General features: G+C 47.1%; 26 protein-coding genes. 23 read left to right on the forward strand and 3 right to left on the reverse strand.

What is annotated here, in order from left to right; all coding sequences use genetic code 11:
• The first annotated feature begins 243 nt into the window (after positions 1-243).
• The 15 genes from ndhC to FTU69_RS00480 all read left to right on the forward strand — a co-directional run bounded on the left by ndhC (position 244) and on the right by FTU69_RS00480 (position 16,416).
• Positions 244-789 (forward strand): NADH-quinone oxidoreductase subunit A, encoded by a 546-nt coding sequence (gene ndhC, locus FTU69_RS00410; RefSeq protein WP_005179655.1) that lies wholly within the window; start codon positions 244-246, stop codon positions 787-789.
• Between the two features lie 6 nt (positions 790-795).
• Complete coding sequence (locus tag FTU69_RS00415; RefSeq protein WP_005179652.1) at positions 796-1,473, forward strand: NADH-quinone oxidoreductase subunit B family protein; 678 nt, start codon at positions 796-798, stop codon at positions 1,471-1,473.
• Positions 1,474-1,560: 87 nt separating this feature from the next.
• A complete protein-coding gene (nuoC, locus tag FTU69_RS00420) occupies positions 1,561-3,348 on the forward strand; it encodes an NADH-quinone oxidoreductase subunit C/D (RefSeq protein WP_005179647.1) in 1,788 nt (595 codons plus the stop codon).
• Between the two features lie 14 nt (positions 3,349-3,362).
• Entirely contained in the window at positions 3,363-3,872 is a 510-nt protein-coding gene (gene nuoE, locus FTU69_RS00425; RefSeq protein WP_005179645.1) for an NADH-quinone oxidoreductase subunit NuoE, read from the forward strand.
• Positions 3,869-5,200, forward strand: coding sequence for an NADH-quinone oxidoreductase subunit NuoF (nuoF, locus tag FTU69_RS00430; RefSeq protein ID WP_104499100.1), 1,332 nt, complete (start codon positions 3,869-3,871; stop codon positions 5,198-5,200). The genes nuoE and nuoF overlap by 4 nt, the downstream gene beginning before the upstream one ends.
• Positions 5,201-5,211: 11 nt before the next feature.
• Entirely contained in the window at positions 5,212-7,890 is a 2,679-nt protein-coding gene (gene nuoG, locus FTU69_RS00435) for an NADH-quinone oxidoreductase subunit NuoG (RefSeq protein ID WP_180103313.1), read from the forward strand.
• A 3-nt stretch (positions 7,891-7,893) separates the two neighbouring features.
• On the forward strand, positions 7,894-8,895 hold the full coding sequence (gene nuoH / locus FTU69_RS00440; protein ID WP_005179637.1) for an NADH-quinone oxidoreductase subunit NuoH: 1,002 nt from the start codon (positions 7,894-7,896) through the stop codon (positions 8,893-8,895).
• Positions 8,896-8,911: 16 nt separating this feature from the next.
• Positions 8,912-9,454 carry an NADH-quinone oxidoreductase subunit NuoI gene (gene nuoI / locus FTU69_RS00445; RefSeq protein ID WP_005179629.1) on the forward strand — a complete coding sequence of 181 codons (543 nt, stop codon included), beginning with the start codon at positions 8,912-8,914 and terminating at the stop codon, positions 9,452-9,454.
• Positions 9,454-9,972 carry an NADH-quinone oxidoreductase subunit J gene (gene nuoJ / locus FTU69_RS00450; RefSeq protein ID WP_171065113.1) on the forward strand — a complete coding sequence of 173 codons (519 nt, stop codon included), beginning with the start codon at positions 9,454-9,456 and terminating at the stop codon, positions 9,970-9,972. Before nuoI ends, nuoJ begins: the two co-directional genes overlap by 1 nt.
• Positions 9,972-10,280 (forward strand): NADH-quinone oxidoreductase subunit NuoK, encoded by a 309-nt coding sequence (gene nuoK, locus FTU69_RS00455; RefSeq protein WP_005179622.1) that lies wholly within the window; start codon positions 9,972-9,974, stop codon positions 10,278-10,280. Before nuoJ ends, nuoK begins: the two co-directional genes overlap by 1 nt.
• Complete coding sequence (gene nuoL / locus FTU69_RS00460) at positions 10,277-12,172, forward strand: NADH-quinone oxidoreductase subunit L (RefSeq protein WP_005179621.1); 1,896 nt, start codon at positions 10,277-10,279, stop codon at positions 12,170-12,172. The genes nuoK and nuoL overlap by 4 nt, the downstream gene beginning before the upstream one ends.
• 1 nt (position 12,173) lies before the next feature.
• Positions 12,174-13,787, forward strand: a complete 1,614-nt coding sequence (nuoM, locus tag FTU69_RS00465; protein ID WP_104491474.1) for an NADH-quinone oxidoreductase subunit M — start codon at positions 12,174-12,176, stop codon at positions 13,785-13,787.
• A gap of 3 nt (positions 13,788-13,790) precedes the next feature.
• Positions 13,791-15,284, forward strand: a complete 1,494-nt coding sequence (gene nuoN / locus FTU69_RS00470; RefSeq protein WP_005179615.1) for an NADH-quinone oxidoreductase subunit NuoN — start codon at positions 13,791-13,793, stop codon at positions 15,282-15,284.
• Positions 15,285-15,406: 122 nt separating this feature from the next.
• Entirely contained in the window at positions 15,407-16,042 is a 636-nt protein-coding gene (gene upp / locus FTU69_RS00475; RefSeq protein WP_045796291.1) for a uracil phosphoribosyltransferase, read from the forward strand.
• 80 nt (positions 16,043-16,122) lie between these two features.
• Positions 16,123-16,416, forward strand: coding sequence for a cold-shock protein (locus FTU69_RS00480; protein ID WP_005179613.1), 294 nt, complete (start codon positions 16,123-16,125; stop codon positions 16,414-16,416).
• 93 nt (positions 16,417-16,509) lie between these two features.
• Here the strand turns inward: FTU69_RS00480 and gigC are convergent, their stop codons facing one another.
• The gene (gigC, locus tag FTU69_RS00485; RefSeq protein WP_005179612.1) at positions 16,510-17,391 is read right to left on the reverse strand and encodes a LysR family transcriptional regulator GigC; all 882 of its coding nucleotides are present in this window, start codon (positions 17,389-17,391) and stop codon (positions 16,510-16,512) included.
• 85 nt (positions 17,392-17,476) lie between these two features.
• On the opposite strand from gigC, the gene FTU69_RS00490 reads away from it, so the two are divergent.
• From FTU69_RS00490 to FTU69_RS00505, 4 genes are all read left to right on the forward strand, one after another.
• Positions 17,477-18,238 (forward strand): ferredoxin--NADP reductase, encoded by a 762-nt coding sequence (locus tag FTU69_RS00490; RefSeq protein WP_034597870.1) that lies wholly within the window; start codon positions 17,477-17,479, stop codon positions 18,236-18,238.
• A 78-nt stretch (positions 18,239-18,316) separates the two neighbouring features.
• Positions 18,317-18,535, forward strand: coding sequence for a hypothetical protein (locus tag FTU69_RS00495; protein WP_180103314.1), 219 nt, complete (start codon positions 18,317-18,319; stop codon positions 18,533-18,535).
• Between the two features lie 13 nt (positions 18,536-18,548).
• Positions 18,549-18,701: a hypothetical protein gene (locus FTU69_RS00500; RefSeq protein ID WP_180103315.1), complete on the forward strand. Its 153-nt coding sequence runs from the start codon at positions 18,549-18,551 to the stop codon at positions 18,699-18,701.
• A gap of 3 nt (positions 18,702-18,704) precedes the next feature.
• Positions 18,705-18,980 (forward strand): hypothetical protein, encoded by a 276-nt coding sequence (locus FTU69_RS00505; RefSeq protein ID WP_180103316.1) that lies wholly within the window; start codon positions 18,705-18,707, stop codon positions 18,978-18,980.
• A gap of 94 nt (positions 18,981-19,074) precedes the next feature.
• Here the strand turns inward: FTU69_RS00505 and FTU69_RS00510 are convergent, their stop codons facing one another.
• Positions 19,075-19,497 carry a hypothetical protein gene (locus FTU69_RS00510; protein WP_180103317.1) on the reverse strand — a complete coding sequence of 141 codons (423 nt, stop codon included), beginning with the start codon at positions 19,495-19,497 and terminating at the stop codon, positions 19,075-19,077.
• 442 nt (positions 19,498-19,939) lie between these two features.
• Here FTU69_RS00510 and FTU69_RS00515 point away from each other — a divergent pair, with 442 nt between their 5' ends.
• The 4 genes from FTU69_RS00515 (at position 19,940) to FTU69_RS00530 (ending at position 22,813) form a co-directional block, all read left to right on the forward strand.
• Complete coding sequence (locus FTU69_RS00515; protein ID WP_005179600.1) at positions 19,940-20,272, forward strand: hypothetical protein; 333 nt, start codon at positions 19,940-19,942, stop codon at positions 20,270-20,272.
• A gap of 199 nt (positions 20,273-20,471) precedes the next feature.
• Positions 20,472-22,262, forward strand: coding sequence for a mechanosensitive ion channel (locus tag FTU69_RS00520; protein WP_180103318.1), 1,791 nt, complete (start codon positions 20,472-20,474; stop codon positions 22,260-22,262).
• A gap of 76 nt (positions 22,263-22,338) precedes the next feature.
• A complete protein-coding gene (locus FTU69_RS00525) occupies positions 22,339-22,533 on the forward strand; it encodes a hypothetical protein (protein WP_180103319.1) in 195 nt (64 codons plus the stop codon).
• A gap of 133 nt (positions 22,534-22,666) precedes the next feature.
• Positions 22,667-22,813 (forward strand): hypothetical protein, encoded by a 147-nt coding sequence (locus tag FTU69_RS00530; RefSeq protein WP_168397513.1) that lies wholly within the window; start codon positions 22,667-22,669, stop codon positions 22,811-22,813.
• Positions 22,814-22,837: 24 nt separating this feature from the next.
• Here FTU69_RS00530 and FTU69_RS00535 read toward each other — a convergent pair whose 3' ends face one another.
• A complete protein-coding gene (locus FTU69_RS00535; RefSeq protein WP_180103320.1) occupies positions 22,838-24,040 on the reverse strand; it encodes an NAD(P)/FAD-dependent oxidoreductase in 1,203 nt (400 codons plus the stop codon).
• Between the last annotated feature and the right edge of the window lie 168 nt (positions 24,041-24,208).

Consider the following 24,208-nt stretch of genomic DNA (forward strand, 5'->3'; position numbering starts at 1 on the left):
GGAAAAATTAATAAATAAACACATCTTGATTTAGTAAAGCGATTATGGCCTGTAGGGGCACAACAGAATGGTGCTCTGGCATTTGTTTCGCGGAAAAATCATCCGAAAGACTAAGGCTTATAAGCTAGCAAGTGAAATCATAAATCAGGTACAATTGGCGGGATTAATTTTGTGTTTGGTGTATTTGAAGGCCAATACATACATTCTTTGTTAATAAATAGGCCTGCCAGGAGTTATCCCCGCATGAGTGCCATTACTCCATACGAATGGGCAATTATTGCCTTCGTGATCGGCGTTACATTTTTATGCGTCTTTATGCTCACTGTCCCGTTACTCCTAGGGGGTAAATCATGGGGCCGTGCCAAGCAGGAGCAGTTTGAGTCAGGTGTTGTGAGTGCAGGTGGTGCACGCATTCGCTTGTCTGCCAAGTTCTATTTAGTTGCGATTTTCTTCGTTGTGTTCGACTTAGAAGCCCTCTATCTCTACGCATGGGCAGCTTCTGTTCGTGAAGTAGGCTGGGTTGGTTTTGCAACTGCTGCTGTATTTATTTTAGTTTTACTCGTTGGTTTGATTTACGAACTGTCAACCGGTGCACTGAACTGGGCTCCATCTGACAAACGTAAAGCTGCAGGGATTAAACCTAAAATCGGTTCACCAAATATGGATCTTGCAGAAATTACCCGCTTTAACTCAATTGAAGAGCTGGTAATCGACCCTACTGGTCAAATTCCTGCTCAATCTGCTGGTCATGTGAAAAAATCACAGGCTATATCATCTGATAAGGAGTAACTCGGGATGAAATATACCTTAACCCGTGCGAATCCGGATGCTGATCAATATCCACTTCAGGAGCGCCAGATCGTTACAGATCCGCTTGAAGAAGAAGTGAATAAAAATGTGTTCATGACTCGTTTAGAAGACTTGGCACATACAGCAGTAAACTGGGGGCGTAAGAACTCAGTTTGGCCGTTTAACTTTGGTACATCTTGCTGCTACGTAGAGTATGCAACGACTTTAACCGGCGTGCATGACTTGTCACGTTTTGGTGCCGAGGTTATTCGTGCTTCACCTCGTCAGGCCGACCTCATGATTGTCGCCGGTACCTGTTTCGTGAAAATGGCCCCAGTAATCCAGCGTTTGTACGAGCAAATGCTTGAGCCAAAATGGGTCATCTCAATGGGTGCATGTGCAAACTCAGGCGGTATGTACGATATTTATTCGGTTGTACAAGGTGTGGATAAAATCATTCCTGTCGATGTGTATATCCCAGGTTGCCCACCACGTCCTGAAGCCTTAATTCAGGCATTAATGTTGTTGCAAGACCAAATTCAATTAGAGCGCCGTCCGCTGTCTGCGGTGATTGGTGATGATCTTAAGCCAGTGTATAAGCCAAAGATGATGCCAGAACGTGACCGTAAGCAAGCACAGCGTATTGCGGTGAAAAACCTGCGCTCTATGGATGAAATTAAATAATTTAAGCGACAAAATCGTGGTGCACCCGTTATGGGTGTAGTTGTCGTTTAGGTTGACTGAATTTGTATTAAATAGGAAGCCAAGCCAATGGCTGAAACTGACATTGCTATGCCAGAATCAACAGCAGTTGATTCCCGCCCAGCATTTGCAATTGTAGAAGAGCTCAAAACCAAATTTGGTGAGAACTTCTATGTGCAAACGACTTTTGAAGATTTTCCAACGGTCTGGGTTGAGCGCGCACGCGTACAAGAAGTCTTGATGTTCTTGCGTACAGTGTCACGTCCATACGTGATGCTGTTTGACCTGTCTGCGGTAGATGAGCGTTTACGTACGCACCGCGACGGATTGCCTGCATCTGACTTTACCGTGTTCTATCACCTGTTGTCGTTAGAACGTAACAGCGATATCCGTGTCAAAGTTGCGCTAAATGAGAACGATCTGAATATTCCGACTGCGACCAATATCTGGCCAAATGCCAACTGGTACGAGCGTGAAGCTTACGATATGTTCGGCATTAACTTCGAAGGGCATCCAATGCTCCGTCGTATCTTGCTGCCAACCTATTGGGAAGGTCACCCGCTGCGCAAGGAATATTCTGCACGTGCCACTGAATATACCCCGTATATGCAGAACCAGGCCAAGCAGGATTTTGAACAGGAACACTTACGTTTTGTACCGGAAGACTGGGGTCTGACCCGTGGTAACGAAGACGAAGACTTCATGTTCCTGAACTTGGGTCCTAACCACCCATCTGCGCACGGTGCGTTCCGTGTCATCTTGCAGCTGGATGGTGAAGAAGTAAAAGACTGTGTACCCGACATCGGCTATCACCACCGTGGTGTAGAGAAAATGGCTGAGCGTCAAACCTGGCACTCATTCATTCCGTATACCGACCGTGTCGACTACCTCGGTGGTTGTGCGCAAAACATGCCGTATGTGATGGGTGTGGAGCAGCTGGCCGGTATTCAGGTGCCAGAGCGTGCACAATGTATCCGTGTGATGATGTCGGAACTGTTCCGTATCAATAACCACTTGCTTTATATCGGTACAGCAATTCAGGATGCCGGCGGTATGACCCCAGTATTCTATATGTTCGCCGACCGTCAGAAGATTTATGACGCGATTGAAGCGATCACCGGTTACCGTATGCACCCAGCCTGGTTCCGTATTGGCGGTACCGCGCATGACCTTCCAAACAACTGGCAGCACCTGATCCGCGAGATTCTGGAGTGGATGCCAAAGCGTCTGAAGGAATACCATACTGCAGCGCTGAAAAACTCGGTGTTTGAAGGCCGTACCCGCAATGTAGCGCAGTACGATGCAAAATCTGCATTGGCCTGGGGTGTGACAGGTACCGGTTTACGTGCAACAGGTATCGACTTTGACGTACGTAAATACCGTCCATACAGCGGCTATGAAAACTATGACTTCGAAGTGCCGGTGGAGTACGAAGGTGATGCCTATGCGCGTGTCATCGTTCACTACCGCGAAATCGAACAGTCTTTAAAAATCATAAAGCAGTGCTTGGATAACATGCCATCTGGTCCATATAAAGCGGATCATCCTCTGGCTGTTCCACCACCAAAAGACAAGACATTACAAGATATTGAAACCCTGATTACGCACTTCTTGAGCGTGTCTTGGGGGCCTGTCATGCCGGCAGGTGAAGCATCTGTAATGGCAGAAGTGGTGAAAGGGGCGTCGAACTACTACTTGACTTCAGACAAGTCAACCATGAGTTATCGTACCCGTATCCGTACACCAACCTTCACGCACTTACAGCAAATTCCTTCGGTGATTAACGGCAGTCTGGTCTCTGACTTGATTATTTATTTAGCGACAATTGATGTCGTAATGGCTGACGTGGATCGCTAAGGGGTAAACGCATTATGATGATTTTGACTGATAAAAAGCCACGTGTGAATGTTGAAGGGATTTTAACTGCGGATGAAATCCACGAAATCGAACATCACATTGGTCACTATCCGTACCCACGTGCAGCATCTCTGGATGCGCTGAAGTGTGTACAACGCCGTAATGGCTGGATTGATGACGCACAGCTCAATGCGATTGCTCAACTGCTTTCAATCAGTGTTGCTGATTTAGAAGGGGTAGCAACGTTCTATAACCGTATTTACCGTCAACCGGTAGGTCGTCACGTTATTCTTTTGTGTGACTCTATCGCGTGCTTCTTGATGGGGGCGGAAACTTTGGCAGAAGCGTTCCAGCGCGAGCTTGGTATTCAGTTTGGTCAAACGACTGCAGATGGTCGTTTCACTTTGCTGCCAATCTGCTGTCTGGGCAACTGTGACAAAGGTCCAACGTTAATGATTGATGAAGATACTCACGGTCTGGTTGAAGTGACATCAATTAAACAGTTATTGGAGAAGTATGTATGAATACCGAACCAAAACCAATTTATGGCGACGGTAACCCAGAAACTCATCCATTAACTTGGCGTTTGAGTAAACAAGAGCATGTTCGTCATGCAGATGATTACGAAGCGCTTGATGGTTATGCCGGCTTCAAAAAAGCCATTAGCATGACACCGGCTGAAGTGCTGGATGTGGTGAAAGCTGCAACCGTTAAAGGTCGTGGTGGTGCAGGCTTCCCGGCGGGCATCAAATGGTCGCTGATGGCGCCAAACGACAATTCAGGTCCACGTTACCTGATCTGTAATGCTGATGAAATGGAACCGGGTACCTTCAAAGACCGTTTGTTGATGGAAAAACTTCCACATCAATTGATTGAAGGCATGCTGATTGCAGCTTATACACTGGAAGCGACTCACGGTTATATCTTTATCCGTGGCGAGTACATCGAAGCTGCACAATACTTAAATGAAGCAATTGAGCAGATTCGTGCCAAAGGTTACCTGGGCGACAACATCCTGGGTTCTGGCTGGAACTTCGAGCTGTATGTGCACACTGGTGCTGGCCGTTATATCTGTGGTGAAGAAACCGCACTGATTAACTCGCTGGAAGGTCGCCGTGCCAATCCGCGTACCAAACCACCATTCCCGCAAGTTGCAGGGGCGTGGGGTCGTCCTACGATTGTCAACAACGTAGAAACCTACAACAACTTGCCAGCCATTTTGTTACGTGGTCCTGAGTGGTACATCAACCTGTCTGCGGGTAAATCTAAAGATCCAGGTACGAAAATTTACGGTGCATCAGGTAAGGTGAAATTCCCGGGTCTTTGGGAACTGCCTTTTGGTACCACTGCACGTGAAGTGATTGAAGAACATGCCGGTGGTATGCGTGACGGCCTGAAGCTGAAAGCATGGTTACCAGGTGGTGCATCAACAGACTTCCTGGCTGCTGAGCACATTGACCTGCCAATGGATGCAGAAAGCATCATGAAAGCGGGTTCACGTTTAGGTACCTGTCTGCTGATGGTAGTCGATGAAACCCAATGTATGGTTTCAGCAACCCGTAACTTAGAAGAATTCTTTGCGCGTGAATCATGTGGCTGGTGTACACCTTGCCGTGATGGTTTACCGTGGGCGGTGAAAGCACTGAAAGCACTCGAAGATGGTACGGGTACGAAAGAAGACATCGATCACTTACAGGAACTGACCCGTAAGCTTTGGATTGGTAAAACTTTCTGTGCACACGCACCAGGTGCGATGGAACCGTTAATGGGCGCACTCAAATATTTCCGTGGCGAGTTTGAAGCGAAAGTGGTGAATGCCGCAGCTCAGACCAGCAACGTAGAACAAGCTTAAGGAATTCGACTATGGCTACAATTCATGTCGATGGAAAATCGTATGAAGTCAACGGCTCAGAAAACTTGCTGCAAGCTTGTTTAAGCCTTGGCATCGACATCCCATATTTTTGTTGGCATCCATCCTTAGGTTCTGTCGGTTCTTGCCGTCAATGTGCTGTGACGCAATACGCGAATCCTGAAGATACGCGTGGTCGTCTGGTCATGTCATGTATGACGCCTGCTGCTGACAATACCTACATCTCGATTGAAGACAAAGAAGCAAAAGATTTCCGTGCTTCTGTTGTTGAATTCTTGATGACCAACCACCCACACGACTGTCCGGTCTGTGAAGAAGGTGGTCACTGTCATTTACAGGATATGACTGTAATGACGCAACACGACCGTCGTCGTTACCGTTTCACCAAGCGTACGCATTACAACCAGGAACTGGGTTCGTTTATTGCGCACGAGATGAACCGCTGTATCGCATGTTACCGTTGTGTGCGTTACTACAAAGACTATGCTGGTGGTACCGACTTTGGCGTATATGCCAACGCATCACGTGTGTACTTTGGTCGTCCAGAATCAGGGACTTTAGAATCTGAATTCTCGGGTAACCTGACTGAAGTCTGCCCAACAGGTGTATTCACCGACAAAACTCACTCTGCGCGCTACAACCGTAAGTGGGACATGCAGTATGCGCCTAGCGTATGCCAAGGCTGTTCTTCAGGCTGTAACATTTCTCCAGGTGAGCGTTATGGTGAACTGCGTCGTGTAGAAAACCGTTTCAATGGTGAAGTGAACCAGTACTTCCTGTGTGACAAAGGCCGTTTCGGTACCGGTTATGTGAACCGTGAAGATCGTCCGCGTCAGCCACAATTCCGTGATGGTCAAAATGTCACGACTGTGTCTGTCGATCAGGCATTAGACACCGTGATCGAGAATCTTCAAGGCAAAAAAGTGCTGGGTATTGGCTCACCACGTGCCTCGCTTGAATCGAACTTTGCACTGCGCGAACTGGTTGGTCAGGACAACTACTCAACCGGTATGTCGCAAAAAGAGCAAAGTCTGGTGGAACTGGCGGCATCAATCATGCAAACCGAAGGTGTTTACAACCCGGGCATGCGTGAAATTGAAAGCTATGACGCCGTGTTAATTCTGGGTGAAGATCTGACACAAACTGCACCACGTATGGCTTTATCTGTTCGTCAAGCAGCGAAAAACAAAGCCAAAGAAATGGCGGCAGAGCGTCGTACTCAAGAATGGCTGGCTGAACCGGTACAACGTATTGCGCAAGATGCAAAATCTCCGATTTACATTCTGGCTGCAACTCAAACCCGTCTTGCTGACGTGGCAACTGGTGAAGTGGTTGCATCTCCAAATGACATCGCGCGTTTAGGCTTTGCCATTGCCGCTGGCGTAAAAGGCGAAGTGATTACCGGTTTAGATGACGATGCCAAAGCATTTGCGCAAACCATCGCAGATACCTTAAAAGCGGCGAAGAAGCCTTTAATCATCTCTGGTACAAGCTTACAAGACGCTGCCATCATGGAAGCTGCTGCACAAGTGGCGCAGAATCTGGGTAATGCAGGCTTAACATTGACTGTTCCTGAAGTGAACTCAATGGGCTTGGCGATCTTTGGTGGTCAGAGCTTGGAGCAAGCCTTTGCACAAGACTATGACACTGTGATTGTGGTGGAAAATGACCTTTACCGTCGTTTACCAGCGGCTCAGGTCGATGCTGCACTTGCAGGTAAAGACATTATTGTGCTGGACCACTCTGAAACTGCGACTGTGGCGAAAGCAGACATCGTACTTTCAGCAGCAAGCTTCGCTGAAGGTGATGGTACTGTGGTATCGCAAGAAGGCCGTGCACAGCGTTTCTATCAAGTGTATGACCCAAGCTACTACAAGCCGGAACTGGCGATTAAAGAATCTTGGCGCTGGTTACATGCCCTTGAAACTGGCATGAAAGGTAAAGCGATTTCATGGACCTTGCTGGATGATGTGATCGAGTCTGTAGCGAAAAACGTACCGGCATTAGAAGGTATTTTAGACGTTGCACCAAATGCGGGCTTCCGTGTCCATGGTCTGAAAGTGGCACGTGAACCACGTCGTTACTCAGGCCGTACTGCCATTCGTGCACCGCTTTCGATTCACGAACCAAAACAGCCGACCGATGTCGATTCTGCATTAACTTTCTCGATGGAAGGTTATGTCGGTAATCAGACGCCATCTGCACTGGTGCCATTTGCGTGGTCTGCAGGCTGGAACTCGCCACAGGCCTGGAACAAATTCCAGGACAACGTGGGCGGTCACTTAAAAGGTGGTGATTCAGGCGTACGTTTATTCGACCGTTTACCAAAACGTCCAGCACGTAGCTTCGTAGCACCAAGCCCTGTATTGGCCAATCCGGACAGCTTCCGTTTGGTGCCAATGCATCATATTTTTGCGTCAGGTGAATTCACCATTAAAACACCAGCGATGGAATCACGTATTCCTGAAGCCATGTTTGCTGTGGGTGAACAGGATGCAAGCCGTTTGAACCTGAAAGATGGTCAGAAGATCACTGTGAAAGCAGGCGAGACTTCAATTGTTCTTCCAGTTCAAGTGATTGAATATTTACCTACAGGTTATATTGGTTACCCAATTGGTCTAGCACCGACGGTATCTCTTGCTGAGCCTGTGTCAGTCGCGGTAGGAGTATAATTCATGGAACAAGAATTAATGCGTCAAACACCGCTTTGGGCTGAGAACTGGCCAATTGCCTATTCAGTCATTCAAGCGATTGTGATCTTGCTGGTTGTGGTACTGGTTGCAGCATTAATGTCATTTATCGAGCGTCGTCTGCTCGGTTTATGGCAAGACCGTTACGGTCCGAACCGTGTAGGTCCGGGCGGTATGTTCCAGATTGTCGCCGACATGCTGAAAATCATGTTCAAAGAAGACTGGACACCAAAATTCGCTGACAAGCTGACTTTCCGTATGGCACCTGCAGTTGCAATGGCAACTGCGGTACTGTCGTTCATGGTTATTCCTGTATCACCGTATTTAGGTGTGGCAGACATGAGCATCGGCCTGCTGTTCTTTATGGCAATGGCGGGTATTGCAGTCTATGCGGTTCTGTTTGGTGGCTGGTCATCAAATAACAAATATGCATTGCTGGGTGGTCTACGTTCTGCAGCGCAAACCATTTCTTATGAAGTGTTCCTGGGTATTTCCCTGATGGGTGTGGTGGCAATTGCCGGCTCATTCAACATGCGTGAAATTGTAGAAGCACAACAAGATGTCTGGTTTGTAATTCCGCAGTTCTTGGGCTTCCTGATTTTCGTGGTTGCAGGTGTTGCGGTAACGCACCGTCACCCGTTTGACCAACCAGAAGCAGAACAGGAATTGGCAGAAGGTTATCACGTCGAATACGGCGGTATGAAATGGGGGATGTTCTTCGTTGCGGAATACGTCAACGTGGTGCTGATCTCTGCGCTGATCGTGACGTTATTCTTCGGTGGCTGGTTAGCGCCATTCGGACTTGATTTCTTACCTCCAGCATTCTGGTTCATTATCAAAACAGCATTCTTTGTAATGATGTTCGTTCTGGCACGTGGTTCTTTAATGCGTCCACGTTATGACCAGGTAATGAACTTTGGCTGGAAAATTTGCTTGCCATTAGCGTTGGTGAACCTGCTGGTTACTGGCGCGGTTATCTTGTGGTAAGGGCAGGGAGAACAAAATGTATAAGTTTCTAGCTGGATTTGGGTCAATCGTGCGCTCGTTGTGGATGGTGTTCAGCCACGCAACCCGCAAACGTGACACCATTTTATATCCGGAAGTGCCAGCCGAAGAAATCGTACCACCGCGTTTCCGTGGTCGTATCGTGCTTACACGTGACCCAGATGGCGAAGAGCGCTGCGTTGCCTGTAACCTGTGTGCCGTTGCATGTCCAGTGGGTTGTATTTCACTGCAAAAAGCAGAGCAGGAAGATGGTCGTTGGTATCCGGAATTTTTCCGTATCAACTTCTCTCGCTGTATCTTCTGCGGTATGTGTGAAGAAGCCTGCCCGACAACTGCAATTCAGCTGACACCAGACTTTGAATTGGGTGAATATGTTCGTCAGGACCTGGTCTATGAAAAAGAACATTTGCTGATTTCAGGTCCGGGTAAATATCCTGACTATAACTTCTACCGTGTAACCGGTATGGCAGTTACAGGTAAAGACAAAGGTCAAGCACAAAAAGAAAGTGCACCTGTTGATGTACGGAGTCTATTACCATGATGTGGCCGTTTTATTTGATGGCACTCGTGGCCATTATCTCTACTGTTCGTGTTGTCACCAACACGAACCCAGTACATGCGTTACTGAGCTTGATCGTGTCATTACTTGCTGTTGCAGGGATGTTCATGATTGTGGGTGCACCGTTTGCCGGTGCCCTGGAAATTATTGTGTATGCCGGCGCGATCATGGTGTTATTCGTGTTCGTGGTGATGATGTTGAACTTGGGTCAGCAAACTGTTGAACAAGAGAGCAAATGGCTCAACTCATCTGCATGGGCATATCCAGCATTAATGAGCTTCTTGATGGGTCTGGTTCTGGTATGGATGCTTGCATCTGATTACTCCAGCACGCCAGCTGTCATGGGAACCGAAATTGTTGGTCCTAAAGAAGTCGGTCAAGCACTCTTTACTCACTATTTATTATTGGTTGAAGTTGCCGCGATGTTATTGCTAGCAGCCCTGGTTGCAGCATTCCACTTAGGTAAACGTGAACCAGGTGCAGAAGAGGAAAAACAATAATGGGCAACATCCCTTTAGAACATGGTTTGATCGTTGCAACCATTCTTTTTGCACTGGGTTTTTACGGTGTAATGGTGCGACGCAACCTGTTATTCATTTTAATGAGCCTTGAAATCATGATGAACGCAGCAGCACTTGCGTTCGTTCTGGCGGGTAGTGCCTGGGTACAACCAGATGGCCAGATCATGTTCATCTTGATTCTGACGCTGGCTGCGGCAGAGGCGTGTATCGGTCTTGCGATCGTCCTTCAGTTCTATCATCGCTTCCATCACCTGGATGTGGATGCTGCTAGTGAGATGCGCGGATGAGTTATTTATATTTAACAATTTTGTTCCCGCTAATCGGTTTTATTTTATTAGCGGCAGGGCGTCACAATCTTCCTGAGAAAGTTGCGGCGATTATCGGGGTAGGGGCAGTTGGTCTATCGGCATTATTTGCCCTGATTGCCGGCCTTGACTTTGTCAATAACGGTAAAGAACTTTACGTTCAGCATTTGTGGACGTGGTTTAGCGTGGGTGATTTTGCCCCAGGCATCAGCTTGCAGCTTGACGGCTTATCGTTGCTGATGATGGGCATGATTACCGGTGTTGGTTTCCTGATTCATATCTTCGCATCTTGGTATATGCGTGGTGAGGAAGACTTTGCACGTTTCTTCTCTTACTTCAACCTGTTCGTAGCCAGCATGTTACTGCTGGTACTGGGCGATAACCTGGCGTTATTGTTCTTGGGTTGGGAAGGTGTAGGTCTGTGTTCTTACCTGTTAATCGGTTATTACTACCAGAACCCGGCCAACGGTTTTGCTGCCATTAAAGCATTTACCGTAACGCGTGTGGGTGACGTATTCCTGCTGATTGCACTGTTCTTACTGTACCAACAGTTCGGTACCCTGAATACACAGTACATCGTTGAGAATGCTGCTGCGGTTATGACCCAAAGCTCATCAATTACCATCTGGACAGCCTTAATGTTGTTCCTGGGTGCTGCCGGTAAATCTGCGCAAATCCCGTTACAAACCTGGTTGGCAGATGCGATGGCAGGTCCGACGCCAGTATCTGCGTTAATCCACGCGGCAACCATGGTGACTGCGGGTGTTTATCTATGCTGCCGTATGTTCAGCGTATTTGAACTTGCACCAGAAGTGATGATCTTCATTTCTATTACCGGTGCGGTAACCTTGCTGGTGGCTGGTTTTGCAGCGCTGGTTCAAACCGACATCAAACGTATTCTGGCTTACTCAACCATGAGTCAGCTCGGTTATATGTTTATGGCCGTAGGTGCTGAAGCGTACCAGGCAGGTCTGTTCCACATGCTGACTCACGCATTCTTCAAGGCATTATTATTCTTGTCTTCAGGTGCGGTGATTCTGGCTTACCATCATGAACAAAACATCTTCAAGATGGGTGGTCTGTTCTACAAGAACAAATTCCTGTTTGCATGTTTCGCGATTGGTGGCGGTGCCTTGGCAGCCATTCCATTCCTGACCATCGGCTTCTTCTCTAAAGATGCGATTCTGGCCGCGGTGTGGACACAAAGCCATTTAGCTGGCGTACCAGTCTTCAATACACTGTATTGGGTGGGTGTTGCAGGTGCGTTCTTAACGTCGATTTATACTTTCCGTTTAATCTGGGTAGTATTCTTCGGCAAAGAAAACACGCCTTATCATGAAATCAAAGGCATTACTTACTGGGCTCCACTGGCAATTCTGGCAGTGCTTTCAACGGGTCTGGCGATTGTGCTGAAAGCACCAGTCATGAGTATTCTGGATGCTGCACAAATTCCAGCCTTCATTATTCCTGAAGCGCTTGAAGCCGGTGCACATGGTGCTGAATACATCGCGATTGGGGTTGCTTTGGCAGGTCTTGCTGTTGGCGTGGTGCTGTTTGCGTTTGCTTACAATGCCGTGAAAGGCTTTGCTCAGACTTCTCTGGGTTCAGGTCTGGCCAATATCTGCCGTAATGCACTTGGTTTCGATGCGTTGTATGACATCGTATTCGTGAAGCCTTACCTGCTTATCGCTAAAATTTTAGGTCGCGATCCGATTGATGGCTTGTGGCTGGTGCTTCCTGCAATTGTTAAAGCAGGCAACAGCTTTACCAGTTCACGTCAAACCGGTTCATTGCGCGAATACGCCTCTAGTATGGCCCTCGGTGTTGTTGTTTTACTGCTGGTCGTGGTCGTGACTCAGGTCGTGGGGAAATAAGATGGAAGCTCCAAACAATATCATTTTACCCGCACTGATCCTCGTTCCGTTCATTGCAGGTTTTATTTGTTGGATCGTCGACAAGCTCGACGACAAACTGCCGCGCTATATTGCGCTGGTGGGTATGCTGGTAACGCTGGGTCTGACCCTGGCGTTATGGCAATCAGGTACGTATCAATATGAATTGGGTGCACAGGTTCCAAGCTGGGCTGCCCAATTCCAGTTGCCTTGGATTCAAACCCTGGGCATTAACATTCACCTGGCGGTAGATGGCTTATCATTACTCATGGTTGGCCTGACAGCGCTGCTGGGTATTTTGGCCGTCGGCTGTTCTTGGGGTGAAATCCAGAAGAACGTGGGCTTCTTCCACCTGAACCTGTTATGGTCTTTAGGTGGCGTAATTGGTGTATTCCTGGCGATTGACCTGTTCCTGTTCTTCTTCTTCTGGGAGATGATGCTGGTTCCAATCTACTTCCTGATTGCGCTTTGGGGGCATAAAGGGGCAGATGGTAAATCGCGTGTTTACGCAGCAACCAAGTTCTTCATCTATACACAGGTTGCAGGTCTGATCATGCTGATCGGTATCCTGGGGCTGGTGATTTACGGTTACATGCTGTCAGGTACCATCTCGTTCAACTACCACTATCTGTTAGCGGTGGCGAATACACTTGATGCACAGTTACCGGCAGTGGCTTATGCCTTCATGATCTGTATGTTCATCGGCTTTGCGGTAAAACTTCCAGTTTTCCCGTTACACGGCTGGTTACCAGATGCCCACGCACAGGCACCAACAGCAGGTTCTGTTGACCTTGCAGGTATCTTGATTAAGACTGCAGCGTACGGTTTACTCCGTTTTGTGATTCCATTCTTCCCGGCGGCTTCTGCACAGTTTGCAGACATCGCGATTATTTTCGGTTTAATTGGTATTTTCTACGGCGCTTGGTGTGCCTTCCAGCAAACCGATATGAAACGCCTGTTGGCTTATACCTCTATTTCGCACATGGGCTTTGTGTTACTGGCGATTTACGCAGGTAATATCCTGACTTACCAAGGCTTAATGATCATGATGCTGGCACATGGCTTGTCATCTGCTGCATTGTTCATTATGTGTGGTCAGGTCTATGAACGTGTGCATACCCGTGACATGCGTCTGATGGGTGGTATTCGTGGTCAATTCCCGTATCTGGCCTTCTTCCTGATGTTCTTCGTGGCAGCATTGGTCGGTATCCCGGGTCTGGGTAACTTTATTGGTGAATTCCTGATTCTGATGGGTTCATTCAACCAGTTCCCTGTATTTACAATCATTGCTGCAGTGAGTCTGGTGTTTGCAGGTCTTTACGGTCTGATCCTGATTCACAAAGCTTTATTTGGTACACCAAACGAAGAGCAAAAACAGCATTACAGCAATCCGTTAAAAGATCTGGATGCGCGTGAAATTGTGATTCTGTTAATTTGTGCCGTTGGTCTGTTATGGCTTGGTCTGTATCCACAAAGCTTCCTTGATATTTCCAATTCAAGCATGGCGTGGTTAGCAAACAGCTACATTCCAGTTCAAGAGCTAGTTGAAGTGACCGAACAGGTAAGCACTCAACTCGAAAATGTGGAGATCCAATAAGTCATGAACTTCACAATGTCATTTTCCGAGCTTATGCCATTAGCTCCTGTGATGATCGTGGCTTTAACTGCGATCGTCGTGATGATTCTCACCGCAATCAAGCGTAACCATAACCTGATTGCGACAGCATCTGTAGTGGGCTTAAACCTTGCTGCAGCGTATATTCTGCTCTCATTATTCGGTGGTGCTTTTGCACCAGCGAATGTCATGGGCATGTTTATGATTGATCAGTTCACACTGGTTTATCAGTTACTGATCCTGGTTGCTGCACTGGCTTGCTGTACCTTGTCACATGCTTATATTGAAAGCTATAAAGACAATCGTGAAGAGCTGTACATCCTGATGTTGTCCTCAGTTGCAGGCGCAATGCTCATGGTGGCAAGCTCGCACTATGCTTCATTCTTCATCAGCCTGGAATTGATGTCGATTCCGGTATATGGCTTGTTGGCCTATACACATCAGCGTTCGAAGTCTTTAGAAGCAGGGGTGAAATACCTGGTACTTTCAGCAACCGCATCTGCGATGTTGCTGATGGGTATGGCGTATATTTATGCCTACACTGGTTCACTGTCATTCTATGACTCTGTACAGGCGCTTATGCAGAACCTGCACCAGCCACTGGTCATTTTAGGTATTGCCTTAATTATCTTTGCGGTTGCATTCAAACTGTCTTTGGCACCATTCCACAAATGGACACCAGATGTGTATGCGGGTGCTCCAGCACCAATCGCGACCTTCCTGGCAACGGCTGCCAAAGTGGCGACCATTGGTTTGTTCGTACGTTACTTGCTGACTTCAGGTGCCATCCTGCAAGAATCAGTTATTACACTGCTGACCATTATTGCCGTACTGTCGATTGTGGTCGGTAACTTCCTGGCGGTACGCCAAGTGAACTTGAAGCGTGTCCTGGCATACTCTTCAATCGCACACTTCGGTTATCTGCTGATTGGTCTGATCAGTCTGACTTATGCCAGCTTGGGTAATGTGACTGTTTATGTGATTACCTATGTATTAACCACGATTGGTGCTTTCGGTGCCGTAGCGTTAATGTCGAGTCCATATAACAACACTTCAGAAGCAGAAAGTCTGGCTGAATACCGTGGTCTGTTCTGGCGTCGTCCAGTGCTGACTGCTGTATTAACCGTGATGATGCTGTCTCTGGCCGGTATTCCACTGACTGCAGGCTTTATTGGTAAGTTCCTGATTGTCATGGCTGCGGTAACAACCCAGCACTGGTTCCTGGCAGCGATGATTATTGTCGGTTCGGGTATTGGTCTGTATTACTATTTACGTGTGATGGTGGTGATGTATATGACTCCGCCAGAAACACCAAAAATGGATGCAGTCGATCACTGGGGTCAACGTGTTGGCGGGATCATGGTTCTGCTGGCTGCACTGGCGGTATTGGTGATTGGTGTTTATCCGGATCCAATTATCCAGATGGCACTTGAAGCCGAGATTTTATCTCCAATTCACTTCATGCTGTCTCAGCAATAATCTTGAAAAAGAGAATTGTCTAGCAAAAAGCCCTCAATATTTGAGGGCTTTTTTGTTTTTATCAGGGTTAAAAAATGATTATAATAGACGGAATTTTATCTTAACCTTTTAGGTGTTCTCCCGTGGCTATCCATGAAATTCGTCATCCGCTCATTCGTCATAAACTCGGTTTACTGCGTCGTGCAGATATCAGCACTAAAAACTTCCGCGAGCTGGCGCAAGAAGTGACCATGCTGTTGACCTATGAGGCGACCAAAGATTTGCCAATGGTCGAGCATGAAATTGACGGCTGGAATGGTGCGGTCACGGTAGACCGTATTGCCGGTAAAAAAATTACGGTGGTACCAATTTTACGTGCCGGTATTGGCATGCTGGATGGTTTCCTGAACCTGATTCCAAGCGCCAAAGTGTCTGTACTGGGCTTAGAGCGTGATGAAGAAACGCTGGAAGCACGTACCTACTACAAAAAACTGGTACCGGATGTACAAAACCGTATTGCCATGATCATTGACCCAATGTTGGCCACCGGTTCATCTTTAGTGGCGGCGATTGATGTGTTAAAAGCCAGCGGCTGTAAAGATATTCGCGTGATGGTGCTGGTGGCTGCGCCAGAAGGTATTCAGCGTGTAGAAGCAGCGCATCCGGATGTGGTAATTTTCACTGCCTCTGTGGATCAGGGCCTGAATGAAAATGGCTATATCGTACCGGGCCTGGGTGATGCCGGTGACAAAATTTTCGGTTCCGTGCAAAAAGACTGATTTTGCTAGTGAACAGAGAAGGGGCTTTTATAGCCTCTTTTTTATATACTAAGCTTGAAGCGCAAAAGGGGGACAGGTCGATGAGCAACGAACAATATCAGGGTAAAGTTAAGCAATACAACGCAGACAAGGGTTACGGCTTTATTGCCTGTCCGGAAGGCGAAGTGTTTTTTCATATTTCCGATTTCCCGGCCGATGGGATAGAACCGAAGCGAAATGACCGGGTGAAATTTAATGTGGTCAAAAACGGCAACAAGTTTAAAGCAGTGAAAATTGAGCGGGTTGAAGACCAGTCGGCCAAAGCCAAAAAATCCAAAGTGGCCGCCCATAACCAGTCGATTACTTCTTCCCTGCTGTCCAATTTCCGACGTTAATCCATCAAACTGTATTTTCATCCTCGATACAGGGTTTGTATCGTAGAGCATAAAAAGCGCCTATTGGCGCTTTTTATAGTTGAAATTGCAGCCTTATTTGCTGTCACAGAATTTCATAAAGGCTTTCAGACCTGGACCCTGGTATTTCTGACGATGCACCAGCATAAATAAAGGCCGCGCCAGTTGCCAGAATGGAGTGTCTAAAATCACCAGCTGGCCTTTTTCACGTAAAGGCTCAATCGCCAGTTTTGAAATACAGGACATGCCTAAGCCGCCGGCCACAATTTTCAGAATGGCTTCATTATGACCCAGGGTTAAACGGATTTTGGCATCTGGCACATCTTTTAAAATGGCGTTATCAAATACTTCACGCGTGCCTGAACCTTCTTCTCGTAAAATCCATTCCACCTGTTTAAAGTCTTCTGCGGTTAAGGCACGGTCTAGCTGCGCCAGCGGATGATTCGGTGAACAGCAGACCGCCAGTTCATCATCACGCCAGTGGATACATTGCAGCTGCGGTAAATGACAGGAACCTTCAATCAGGGCTAAATCGAGCTGGAACTGGTTGACTGCTTCAATCATTTGACGGGTATTACCGACTTGCAGCTGTAAATGCGCCTGTGGCTGAATTTGCAGGAAGTTGGCCATTAAATCTGGCATCAGGTAATCGGAAATGGTCAGGGTCGCGCCCAGGCGCAAATCAATGCTTTGCAGCTCGCCTTTGGCGGCCTGTTCAAAGGCTTCACAGCGGCCTAGAATTTCAAGCGCCTGCGGGAGTAAAAAACGGCCCAGATCATTCAATTGCAGGCGTTTACCTAAACGGTCAAACAATGGTGCGCCTAAACCATCTTCCAGATCTGCTAAAGCCATACTCGCCGCACTTTGCGTCAGTTTGACGGCATCACTGGCCTTGGTTACTGTGCCTTCTTGAGCGACTGCTACAAAAACAGCCAATTGGCGTAAAGTCATGCGCATGAATATAGCCTTAACATTTAAAAAATATTAATAAATTATGCTGCCATGCTACCATGAGCGCAGTCTTTCATGCCACGTACAAATTATGTCAATTGAAAAATTTAGCCTAGAAACGGTGTTATCTGTACATCGCTGGACCGATACCTTGTTCAGCTTTACCATGACGCGTCCAGCCCACTTTAAATTTACTGCCGGGCAATTTGCGCGTATTGGCCTTAAAGTCGGCGATGAACTGGTGGTGCGGGCCTATTCAGTGGTGTCCTCACCTTTTGATGAAACCCTGGAATTCTTTTCAATTGTCGTACCCGATGGGGCCTTTACTTCCAATCTGCAACATCTGCAGGTTGGCGATGAGCTGTATCTGGAAAAAGTACCGTATGGCTTTTTAACCTTGGCGCGCTATCAGTTGCCTTTGCCACAAGACTTATGGCTTTTGGGTACCGGCACCGGACTGGCGCCATTCCTGTCGATGCTGCAAGATTTTGACACCTGGAATAAATACCAGCATATCCATCTGGTCTATAGTGTCCGTACTGCCGCTGAACTGGCCTATGTCGAGCGGATTGAAGAAATTGCAGCGACTTTTGGCGAAGGGCATACAGGTTTTAAATTTGTGCCGATTATTACCCGTGATCCGAACGCACCTTTGCATGACCGTCTGCCGGTGTTAATCGCCAATGGCGAGCTGGAAAAAGCCGTGGGCCTGTCTTTTAATCCGGACAGCAGTCATGTGATGCTATGTGGTAACCCACAAATGGTGGAAGATACCAAAGAAGCCCTAAAAGCGCGTGGCCTGAGCATGAACCGCCGTGGAGAAGGCAATATTGCAGTAGAAAACTACTGGTAAGCTTGAGTGCTACAGGTTTGATTTGATGATCTGCTGTTTTCAGCCCGGTTTATTGCTCTCTTGTTCTGTGAGGATGTGATGCAAGTGTTCCAATCCATGCTTATGGCCAGCGTCGCGCTGGTGGCGGCAACTACGCTACAGGCGAATACTACAGGCACGGAAACAGAAGTGACGGTACATGAAGATGTGCTGATCTATGCTGGCCCGCTCAGCCCAGATGCCAATACCCGTGCAGCTGCTTTGTTGAAGCAGTTCCCGCAAGTACAGACCCTGAAAATCACCAGTCAAGGGGGGTGAAATTGGTCTGGGAATGGATTTGGGTGATCAGGTCTATGCGCATCAACTGAATGTAGAAGTCGGGCAATACTGTTTTTCCTCCTGCGCCAATTATGTGTTTCCGGCCGGAAAGGTCAAATATCTGAACTGGCGCAGTCAGCTGGGCTGGCATGGCGGCGCCATGTAACCAATGCAGTTTGATGATGCAGACATGGAGCAGGCCTATCAGCAGTATATTGGCCCGATGCGCGCCAGAGAAACCGCGTTTTTCCAGAAAATTCAGGTCCAGCAGGCATCGACTACAGCAGGGCAAGCGCCTGAATATGTGCGCTGTCAAGATTGTATTGGCTGGCGCTATACACGCCAGAAAATGCAAAGTTTTGGAATAGATCAGGTGCGCTATAAACAGCTGATCTGGCTACCCAAATCCAGTTTTAAGCAGCAGTGTATTTTTACCATTCGCTAGCGGATTAAATGAAACGTATATTCTATTAAAAAACCTCATCTGTATGATTCAGATGAGGTTTTTTTGATGAAGTGTCAGCACCACTTGAATATGCTTAATGCACAAACATATCCATAAAATGACGGATTTCCTGAATCGCTGTTTCTGTATCAGTAGTCAGCCAGGTCGGTTCAAAAAAGCCGGCATAGTGTTCGACACGGTCTGTAGGGACCACCAGACGCACTGGACATTCTTCTTCCAGTAAGCGCCATGGAATAATCGGCACTTCATTATCGAGCCAGGCCGCGACATTACGCACATCAATCACCATGGCATTAATGCAGTCTGGAAACGGCATCACTGAAAACTCTTCAGTACGACGGCGGAAATATTCCAGATCGCCCCATTTCAGAAGAAAGCTCGGTTTACTGAACTCAATAATCCCGATTAAATGCTGATCACGCGTGTAGTGCAAAGCACATTGATGTGTGACGTCAGTGTCAAGATCAAGCGTTACACTTTGTTGACGATACGCCATAAAATTCTGGAGCATGAAAAAAAGAGTGACATATTATAGCGCATTTGTATGCGTTAAGGCAGCGCTTGTGGTGGGCGAGCTGAAGCAAATTGTTACCTAGCATTTTGCTGTATCAAGCAAGGAGGGGCTGATCAGCACTGGAGAATGCTCAGGCTGCTGAATTTTTTCTCTCATCTAGGCGATTCTATATTCCTTTTCATGTGCTTATTCTTCTAATTTTGCATCAGTTATCCATCTGCTTGTTGTGATTAAAAAGTATACAAGTCCTGTCAGCTGCTAAATCCAGTTTACGTCAAAATTTTGAATAAAATGAAAGCAGTAAAAAACTTCATTTTTTGTAATTACATTTTTCACCATCTCACAATGCTTTGTCACACAACACAACAATGCTTCTTGTTAGTATAAAAATTCGACAAGCGAATAGAAAAGAAGTGAGGGAAACATGAGCCATGATTTTAACAAGCCACCTCATGTCACAAGCGCAGAAGAAGTACAAAAGAAAAAACGTATGCCAGTTTTTATCTTGATTGCTGTGGGTGTTTTTCTGCTGGCACTGGTGGTGTATATGTTTGCGGATCGTGATCCTAAACCGAGTGAGGCACCACCTGGGCATCCGAATGCCAATGTAGAACAGGCTACACCAAATAACAGTACGCCTGCAATGGCTGAAGAAGGTGTGGCGACCACAGGTGTGGATGGCGATATTGGCACCGCTGTAGATGGTGATTCAGCCACTGCCACTGATGGCGATACCGCTACGGCCACTGCTCAATAAGTCTGAAGATTGCATAAACCCTGACCGTCAGTTCAGGGTTTTTTGCGATAGCCGTGCATTTTTACACGCTTGGTACTTCATAAAAACACGGTACTTAAAAACACAAAGTACTTAAACCTTTCATTTTTACCATGATCAAGATGCGCATCTTTTGCCATGAACAACGAATGTAGAAAGTCATAACAAGAGGGCAAGACATATGAATGATTATTTTGATGGAAACCCGAGAGGTGCAGGCTTCGATGCCATGTACTACTGGGAACAGTTTCATCCCATTTTATCGGCGATTGTCATACTTATTATTGGTTGGATTATTGCATTAATTGTCGGTGCAGCCATTAAAAAAGGCTTAGAAAAGCTGGGCACCAACCAGAAGCTGTCGCATGCCACCGGGCACCGTCCCAATGTAGAAAGTATTCTGTCCAGAGTTGCCTTCTGGATCATCATGATTATCGCGATTATCGCGGCGCTGAATGTGCTGAATCTGACCAGTGTCAGTGGGCCGTTTAGCAATATGATTCAAAGCTTCCTGGTCTTTATTCCCCAGTTGTTGGCAGCCATTGCGGTCGGTTTTATTGCCTGGATTGTCGCAACGCTGGTCAAAATGGGCCTGCAGCGCGTACTGAATCGTACCCAGCTGGATGAAAAGCTCAGTGCCGATGTCGGGGTTAGCCCGATTAGCCGCAATATCAGTGATATTGTGTACTGGTTAATCCTATTACTGTTCTTGCCAATTGTGCTGTCGATTCTGGGCTTAAACGGCCTGTTATATCCAGTACAAAACATGGTGACTGAAGCCATTTCTTATCTGCCGAATATCTTTATTGCCGGCGTGATTATTTTTGTCGGTTATATTCTGGCCAAAATTGTCCGTGGTATTGTCGAAGGTTTAATTGGCAGTCTGAATCTGCAACAGCAGGCGCAAAAAATTGGCCTGTTCAAGAACTCTAACTTGCCGAAGCTGGTCGGTTCTTTTGTTTTCGCCATTATTATCATTACTGCATTAATCATTGCATTTGAAGCCTTGGGTATTGAGGCGATTTCTCAGCCGGCAACCGCCATGCTGCATGAAATCATGTATGCAATTCCACATATTATTGCCGCTGGTTTAATTCTGATCATTGCCTATGTGGTGTCACGTTTCGTGGCCAATCTGGTGGTTGAAATTATTTCAGGTACGGGTGTCGATGAAATTCCGGCCAAACTGGGTGTACAGCGTTTCCTCGGTACCACCAAAGTATCGACCATGGTTGGTTGTCTGATCGTGTTCTTTACCATGCTGTTTGCTGTGTCTGAAGCGGCTAACCGTCTTGGTTTCGAGCAGGTGAGTGGTCTGATTTCCATGTTCATTTACTTCGGTGCCAATATCCTGCTGGGTGCGGTCATTCTGGTGGTCGGTTTCTGGCTGGCGAATGTGGTGGCCAAAGTGGTCGAGCGTGGTGAATACAACAGTTCACGCTGGTTAGCGACGCTGGTACGCGTACTGATTATGGGTCTGGTCGTAGCAATGGGCTTACGTGCCATGGGCATTGCCGATTCTATTGTGAACCTGGCCTTCGGTCTAACCTTGGGTGCAGTTGCGGTGGCCTTTGCTCTGGCCTTTGGTCTGGGTGGCCGTCAACCGGCAGAACGTGTTTTAACCGATCTGATTGATAAAGCCAAACGCGAAGCCAAGCAGCCGAATCCGTTGAAACAGGAGCAGGACAGTGCGGCCAATAGCGGCTTTATGACCCCAGGAGTAAATCCAATGAACAAACAGGACCCGTCACAAGGGACAAATGCCCCAATGACCACGGATTTGTCGAATACCACACCGGCAACGCTGACCACTGCACCGCAGGAAGATGAAGCATCCGGTGCAGATCAGGTTACACCTGATACGCTGAAGGTGGATCCGGCGCATCCGGCCAGCAATAATCCGTTTGGTTCAACTGGTGAAAAAGAACCGGATGTCGATGCACATCAACCACGAAAAGATGACCCGAAATAACCTGTCATCTATCTACAAGGTCGATCAAACTGAGTGTTGATCGACCTCGTTTTTTGTTGAAAACTGGAGAAGCAGAATGACGAAAAAGAAAGCGCCTTCTAATCTTTTTGCACCCGTAGTGATTGCAGGGATTATCCTTGGCTTTTTGGCCAGCGCATATAAATTTATTTTTGCCAAAACTCAAAACCAAAATCAAAACCAACCCGCCCAGAGCGCTGATGATCCGGGCGATACCGGGCAAGCTGCGACCAAAGTCGATGATGTTGTATAAATGAACAATTTTTTGCTATAGTGAAGCTTCATAAAAAAGGAATAAATATTTCATATATTTTAGATGCTTAGATTTAATCTGTATGAAATATTCAGGGAATAAAATCGACGAAAGTCTATTTGGGGAAGACCTTATGTTAAAAATTAGCTTAAAACAATCAGAACAGCCGGTAGTATTACCAAAGCATATTCAGTGCGCCGTGATGAAAATGCAGCAGACCATTTTACGTGTACAACGCCAGAATCATCTGTGCTTATTGCGCACAGATTATCTGGAATAATTCATCCACCAGTTTTATAAACCATCAGACATATTGGGCGGCGGCATGCGCTGACGCCCAGGCCCACTGGAAGTTATAACCGCCTAAATGGCCCGTCACATCCAGCACCTCACCGACAAAATACACGCCTTTCTGCTTTTTACTTTCCATGGTTTTGGAAGAAACTTCAGTGGTATCGACGCCACCTAAAGTCACCTCTGCGGTACGGTAGCCTTCGGTCCCTGACGGTTTGACTTCAAAGCTATGCAGGCGCGCTGCAATCTGCTCCAGTTTTTCATCACTCAGCTGCCCGATCGCGCTTTCCGCCTGTTCCGGCCAGATCAGCTGTTGCAGCTCTGCCACCACACTTTTCGGTAAATGTTCGGCCAGTAAGGTACGTAACAGCACTTTTGGCTGGCTGGATTTTTTGGCTTTAAAAAACTCGGCTAAATCCACGGCCGGCAGGAAGTCGATATGAAAACTTTGGCCGACATCCCAGTAATTGGACAGCTGCAGCGAACTTGGTCCGCTTAAACCGCGGTGAGTAAACAGCAAGGCTTCGGTAAAGCTGTTTAGCGCATTGGAAAGTGTCGCTTCTACAGCATTACCACTGAGGCGGGTGGTGACTTCTTTAAAACTGTCGGAAAAGGTAAACGGCACCAAGCCGGCACGGGTCGGATAGACATGATGGCCAAACTGCTTGGCAATTTCATAACCGATTCCGGACCCTCCCAGCGTCGGAATGGACAGGCCGCCACTGGCGATCACCACAGATTCTGCCTGAAAATAACCTAAAGTGGTTGCGACCTGAAAACCCAAATCATCTATGGCGGTCATGGCTTTGACTTCACAGCTGGTTTTAATCTCGACCAGACCGGTTTTGTCACACTCGGCCAGCAGCATATTCAGAATGTCTTTGGCGCCATTTAAGGTAAACAGCTGCCCATGTTTACGTTCTTCATAGTCAATGCCATATTCGCAGACCAGCCCGATAAAATCCCAATTGGTATAGCGGCTGAGCGCGGAAATCACAAAATGCGGATTATGTGAAATATAGTTGCTTGGCTCGACATAGAGGTTGGTGAAATTGCATTTACCACCGCCCGACATCAGGATTTTCTTGCCAACTTTATTGGCTTTTTCCAGCACCAATACTTTGCGTCCGCGCTGGGCAGCCATATAGGCGGTCATTAAACCAGACGCACCGGCACCCAAAACTAGAACATCGTATTGATTTGCTGTTGCCATGTTGCACCGAGAGAAAATGAAAGCGGACTATTATAGACTTTATCGTTTGATGATGCCGCATTTTCCAGATTGAAATGTGCGCAGAATATTTACTTTTCCTATAAAGCAGGAATGGTCTATCAATAAACCAAATCATCGTTAGCAAGGCCACATTTTACTGTTTCAAGG

It is taken from the genome of Acinetobacter sp. YH12134 (assembly GCF_013418555.1).
In the GTDB taxonomy this organism is placed as follows: domain Bacteria; phylum Pseudomonadota; class Gammaproteobacteria; order Pseudomonadales; family Moraxellaceae; genus Acinetobacter; species Acinetobacter indicus.

What these genes read in the sequence shown, in the direction of transcription:
- FTU69_RS00530 (WP_168397513.1), top strand. Translation starts at nt 22,667, where the DNA reads ATGTTAAAAATTAGCTTAAAACAATCAGAACAGCCGGTAGTATTACCA.
- nuoE (WP_005179645.1), top strand. Translation starts at nt 3,363, where the DNA reads ATGATGATTTTGACTGATAAAAAGCCACGTGTGAATGTTGAAGGGATT.
- FTU69_RS00495 (WP_180103314.1), top strand. Translation starts at nt 18,317, where the DNA reads ATGCAAGTGTTCCAATCCATGCTTATGGCCAGCGTCGCGCTGGTGGCG.
- FTU69_RS00500 (WP_180103315.1), top strand. Translation starts at nt 18,549, where the DNA reads ATGGATTTGGGTGATCAGGTCTATGCGCATCAACTGAATGTAGAAGTC.
- nuoL (WP_005179621.1), top strand. Translation starts at nt 10,277, where the DNA reads ATGAGTTATTTATATTTAACAATTTTGTTCCCGCTAATCGGTTTTATT.
- FTU69_RS00505 (WP_180103316.1), top strand. Translation starts at nt 18,705, where the DNA reads ATGCAGTTTGATGATGCAGACATGGAGCAGGCCTATCAGCAGTATATT.
- FTU69_RS00490 (WP_034597870.1), top strand. Translation starts at nt 17,477, where the DNA reads ATGTCAATTGAAAAATTTAGCCTAGAAACGGTGTTATCTGTACATCGC.
- nuoJ (WP_171065113.1), top strand. Translation starts at nt 9,454, where the DNA reads ATGTGGCCGTTTTATTTGATGGCACTCGTGGCCATTATCTCTACTGTT.
- nuoG (WP_180103313.1), top strand. Translation starts at nt 5,212, where the DNA reads ATGGCTACAATTCATGTCGATGGAAAATCGTATGAAGTCAACGGCTCA.
- nuoI (WP_005179629.1), top strand. Translation starts at nt 8,912, where the DNA reads ATGTATAAGTTTCTAGCTGGATTTGGGTCAATCGTGCGCTCGTTGTGG.
- FTU69_RS00515 (WP_005179600.1), top strand. Translation starts at nt 19,940, where the DNA reads ATGAGCCATGATTTTAACAAGCCACCTCATGTCACAAGCGCAGAAGAA.
- gigC (WP_005179612.1), bottom strand. Translation starts at nt 17,391, where the DNA reads ATGCGCATGACTTTACGCCAATTGGCTGTTTTTGTAGCAGTCGCTCAA.
- FTU69_RS00415 (WP_005179652.1), top strand. Translation starts at nt 796, where the DNA reads ATGAAATATACCTTAACCCGTGCGAATCCGGATGCTGATCAATATCCA.
- FTU69_RS00525 (WP_180103319.1), top strand. Translation starts at nt 22,339, where the DNA reads ATGACGAAAAAGAAAGCGCCTTCTAATCTTTTTGCACCCGTAGTGATT.
- nuoM (WP_104491474.1), top strand. Translation starts at nt 12,174, where the DNA reads ATGGAAGCTCCAAACAATATCATTTTACCCGCACTGATCCTCGTTCCG.
- FTU69_RS00480 (WP_005179613.1), top strand. Translation starts at nt 16,123, where the DNA reads ATGAGCAACGAACAATATCAGGGTAAAGTTAAGCAATACAACGCAGAC.
- nuoF (WP_104499100.1), top strand. Translation starts at nt 3,869, where the DNA reads ATGAATACCGAACCAAAACCAATTTATGGCGACGGTAACCCAGAAACT.
- ndhC (WP_005179655.1), top strand. Translation starts at nt 244, where the DNA reads ATGAGTGCCATTACTCCATACGAATGGGCAATTATTGCCTTCGTGATC.
- FTU69_RS00520 (WP_180103318.1), top strand. Translation starts at nt 20,472, where the DNA reads ATGAATGATTATTTTGATGGAAACCCGAGAGGTGCAGGCTTCGATGCC.
- nuoN (WP_005179615.1), top strand. Translation starts at nt 13,791, where the DNA reads ATGAACTTCACAATGTCATTTTCCGAGCTTATGCCATTAGCTCCTGTG.
- FTU69_RS00535 (WP_180103320.1), bottom strand. Translation starts at nt 24,040, where the DNA reads ATGGCAACAGCAAATCAATACGATGTTCTAGTTTTGGGTGCCGGTGCG.
- nuoH (WP_005179637.1), top strand. Translation starts at nt 7,894, where the DNA reads ATGGAACAAGAATTAATGCGTCAAACACCGCTTTGGGCTGAGAACTGG.
- nuoK (WP_005179622.1), top strand. Translation starts at nt 9,972, where the DNA reads ATGGGCAACATCCCTTTAGAACATGGTTTGATCGTTGCAACCATTCTT.
- FTU69_RS00510 (WP_180103317.1), bottom strand. Translation starts at nt 19,497, where the DNA reads ATGGCGTATCGTCAACAAAGTGTAACGCTTGATCTTGACACTGACGTC.
- nuoC (WP_005179647.1), top strand. Translation starts at nt 1,561, where the DNA reads ATGGCTGAAACTGACATTGCTATGCCAGAATCAACAGCAGTTGATTCC.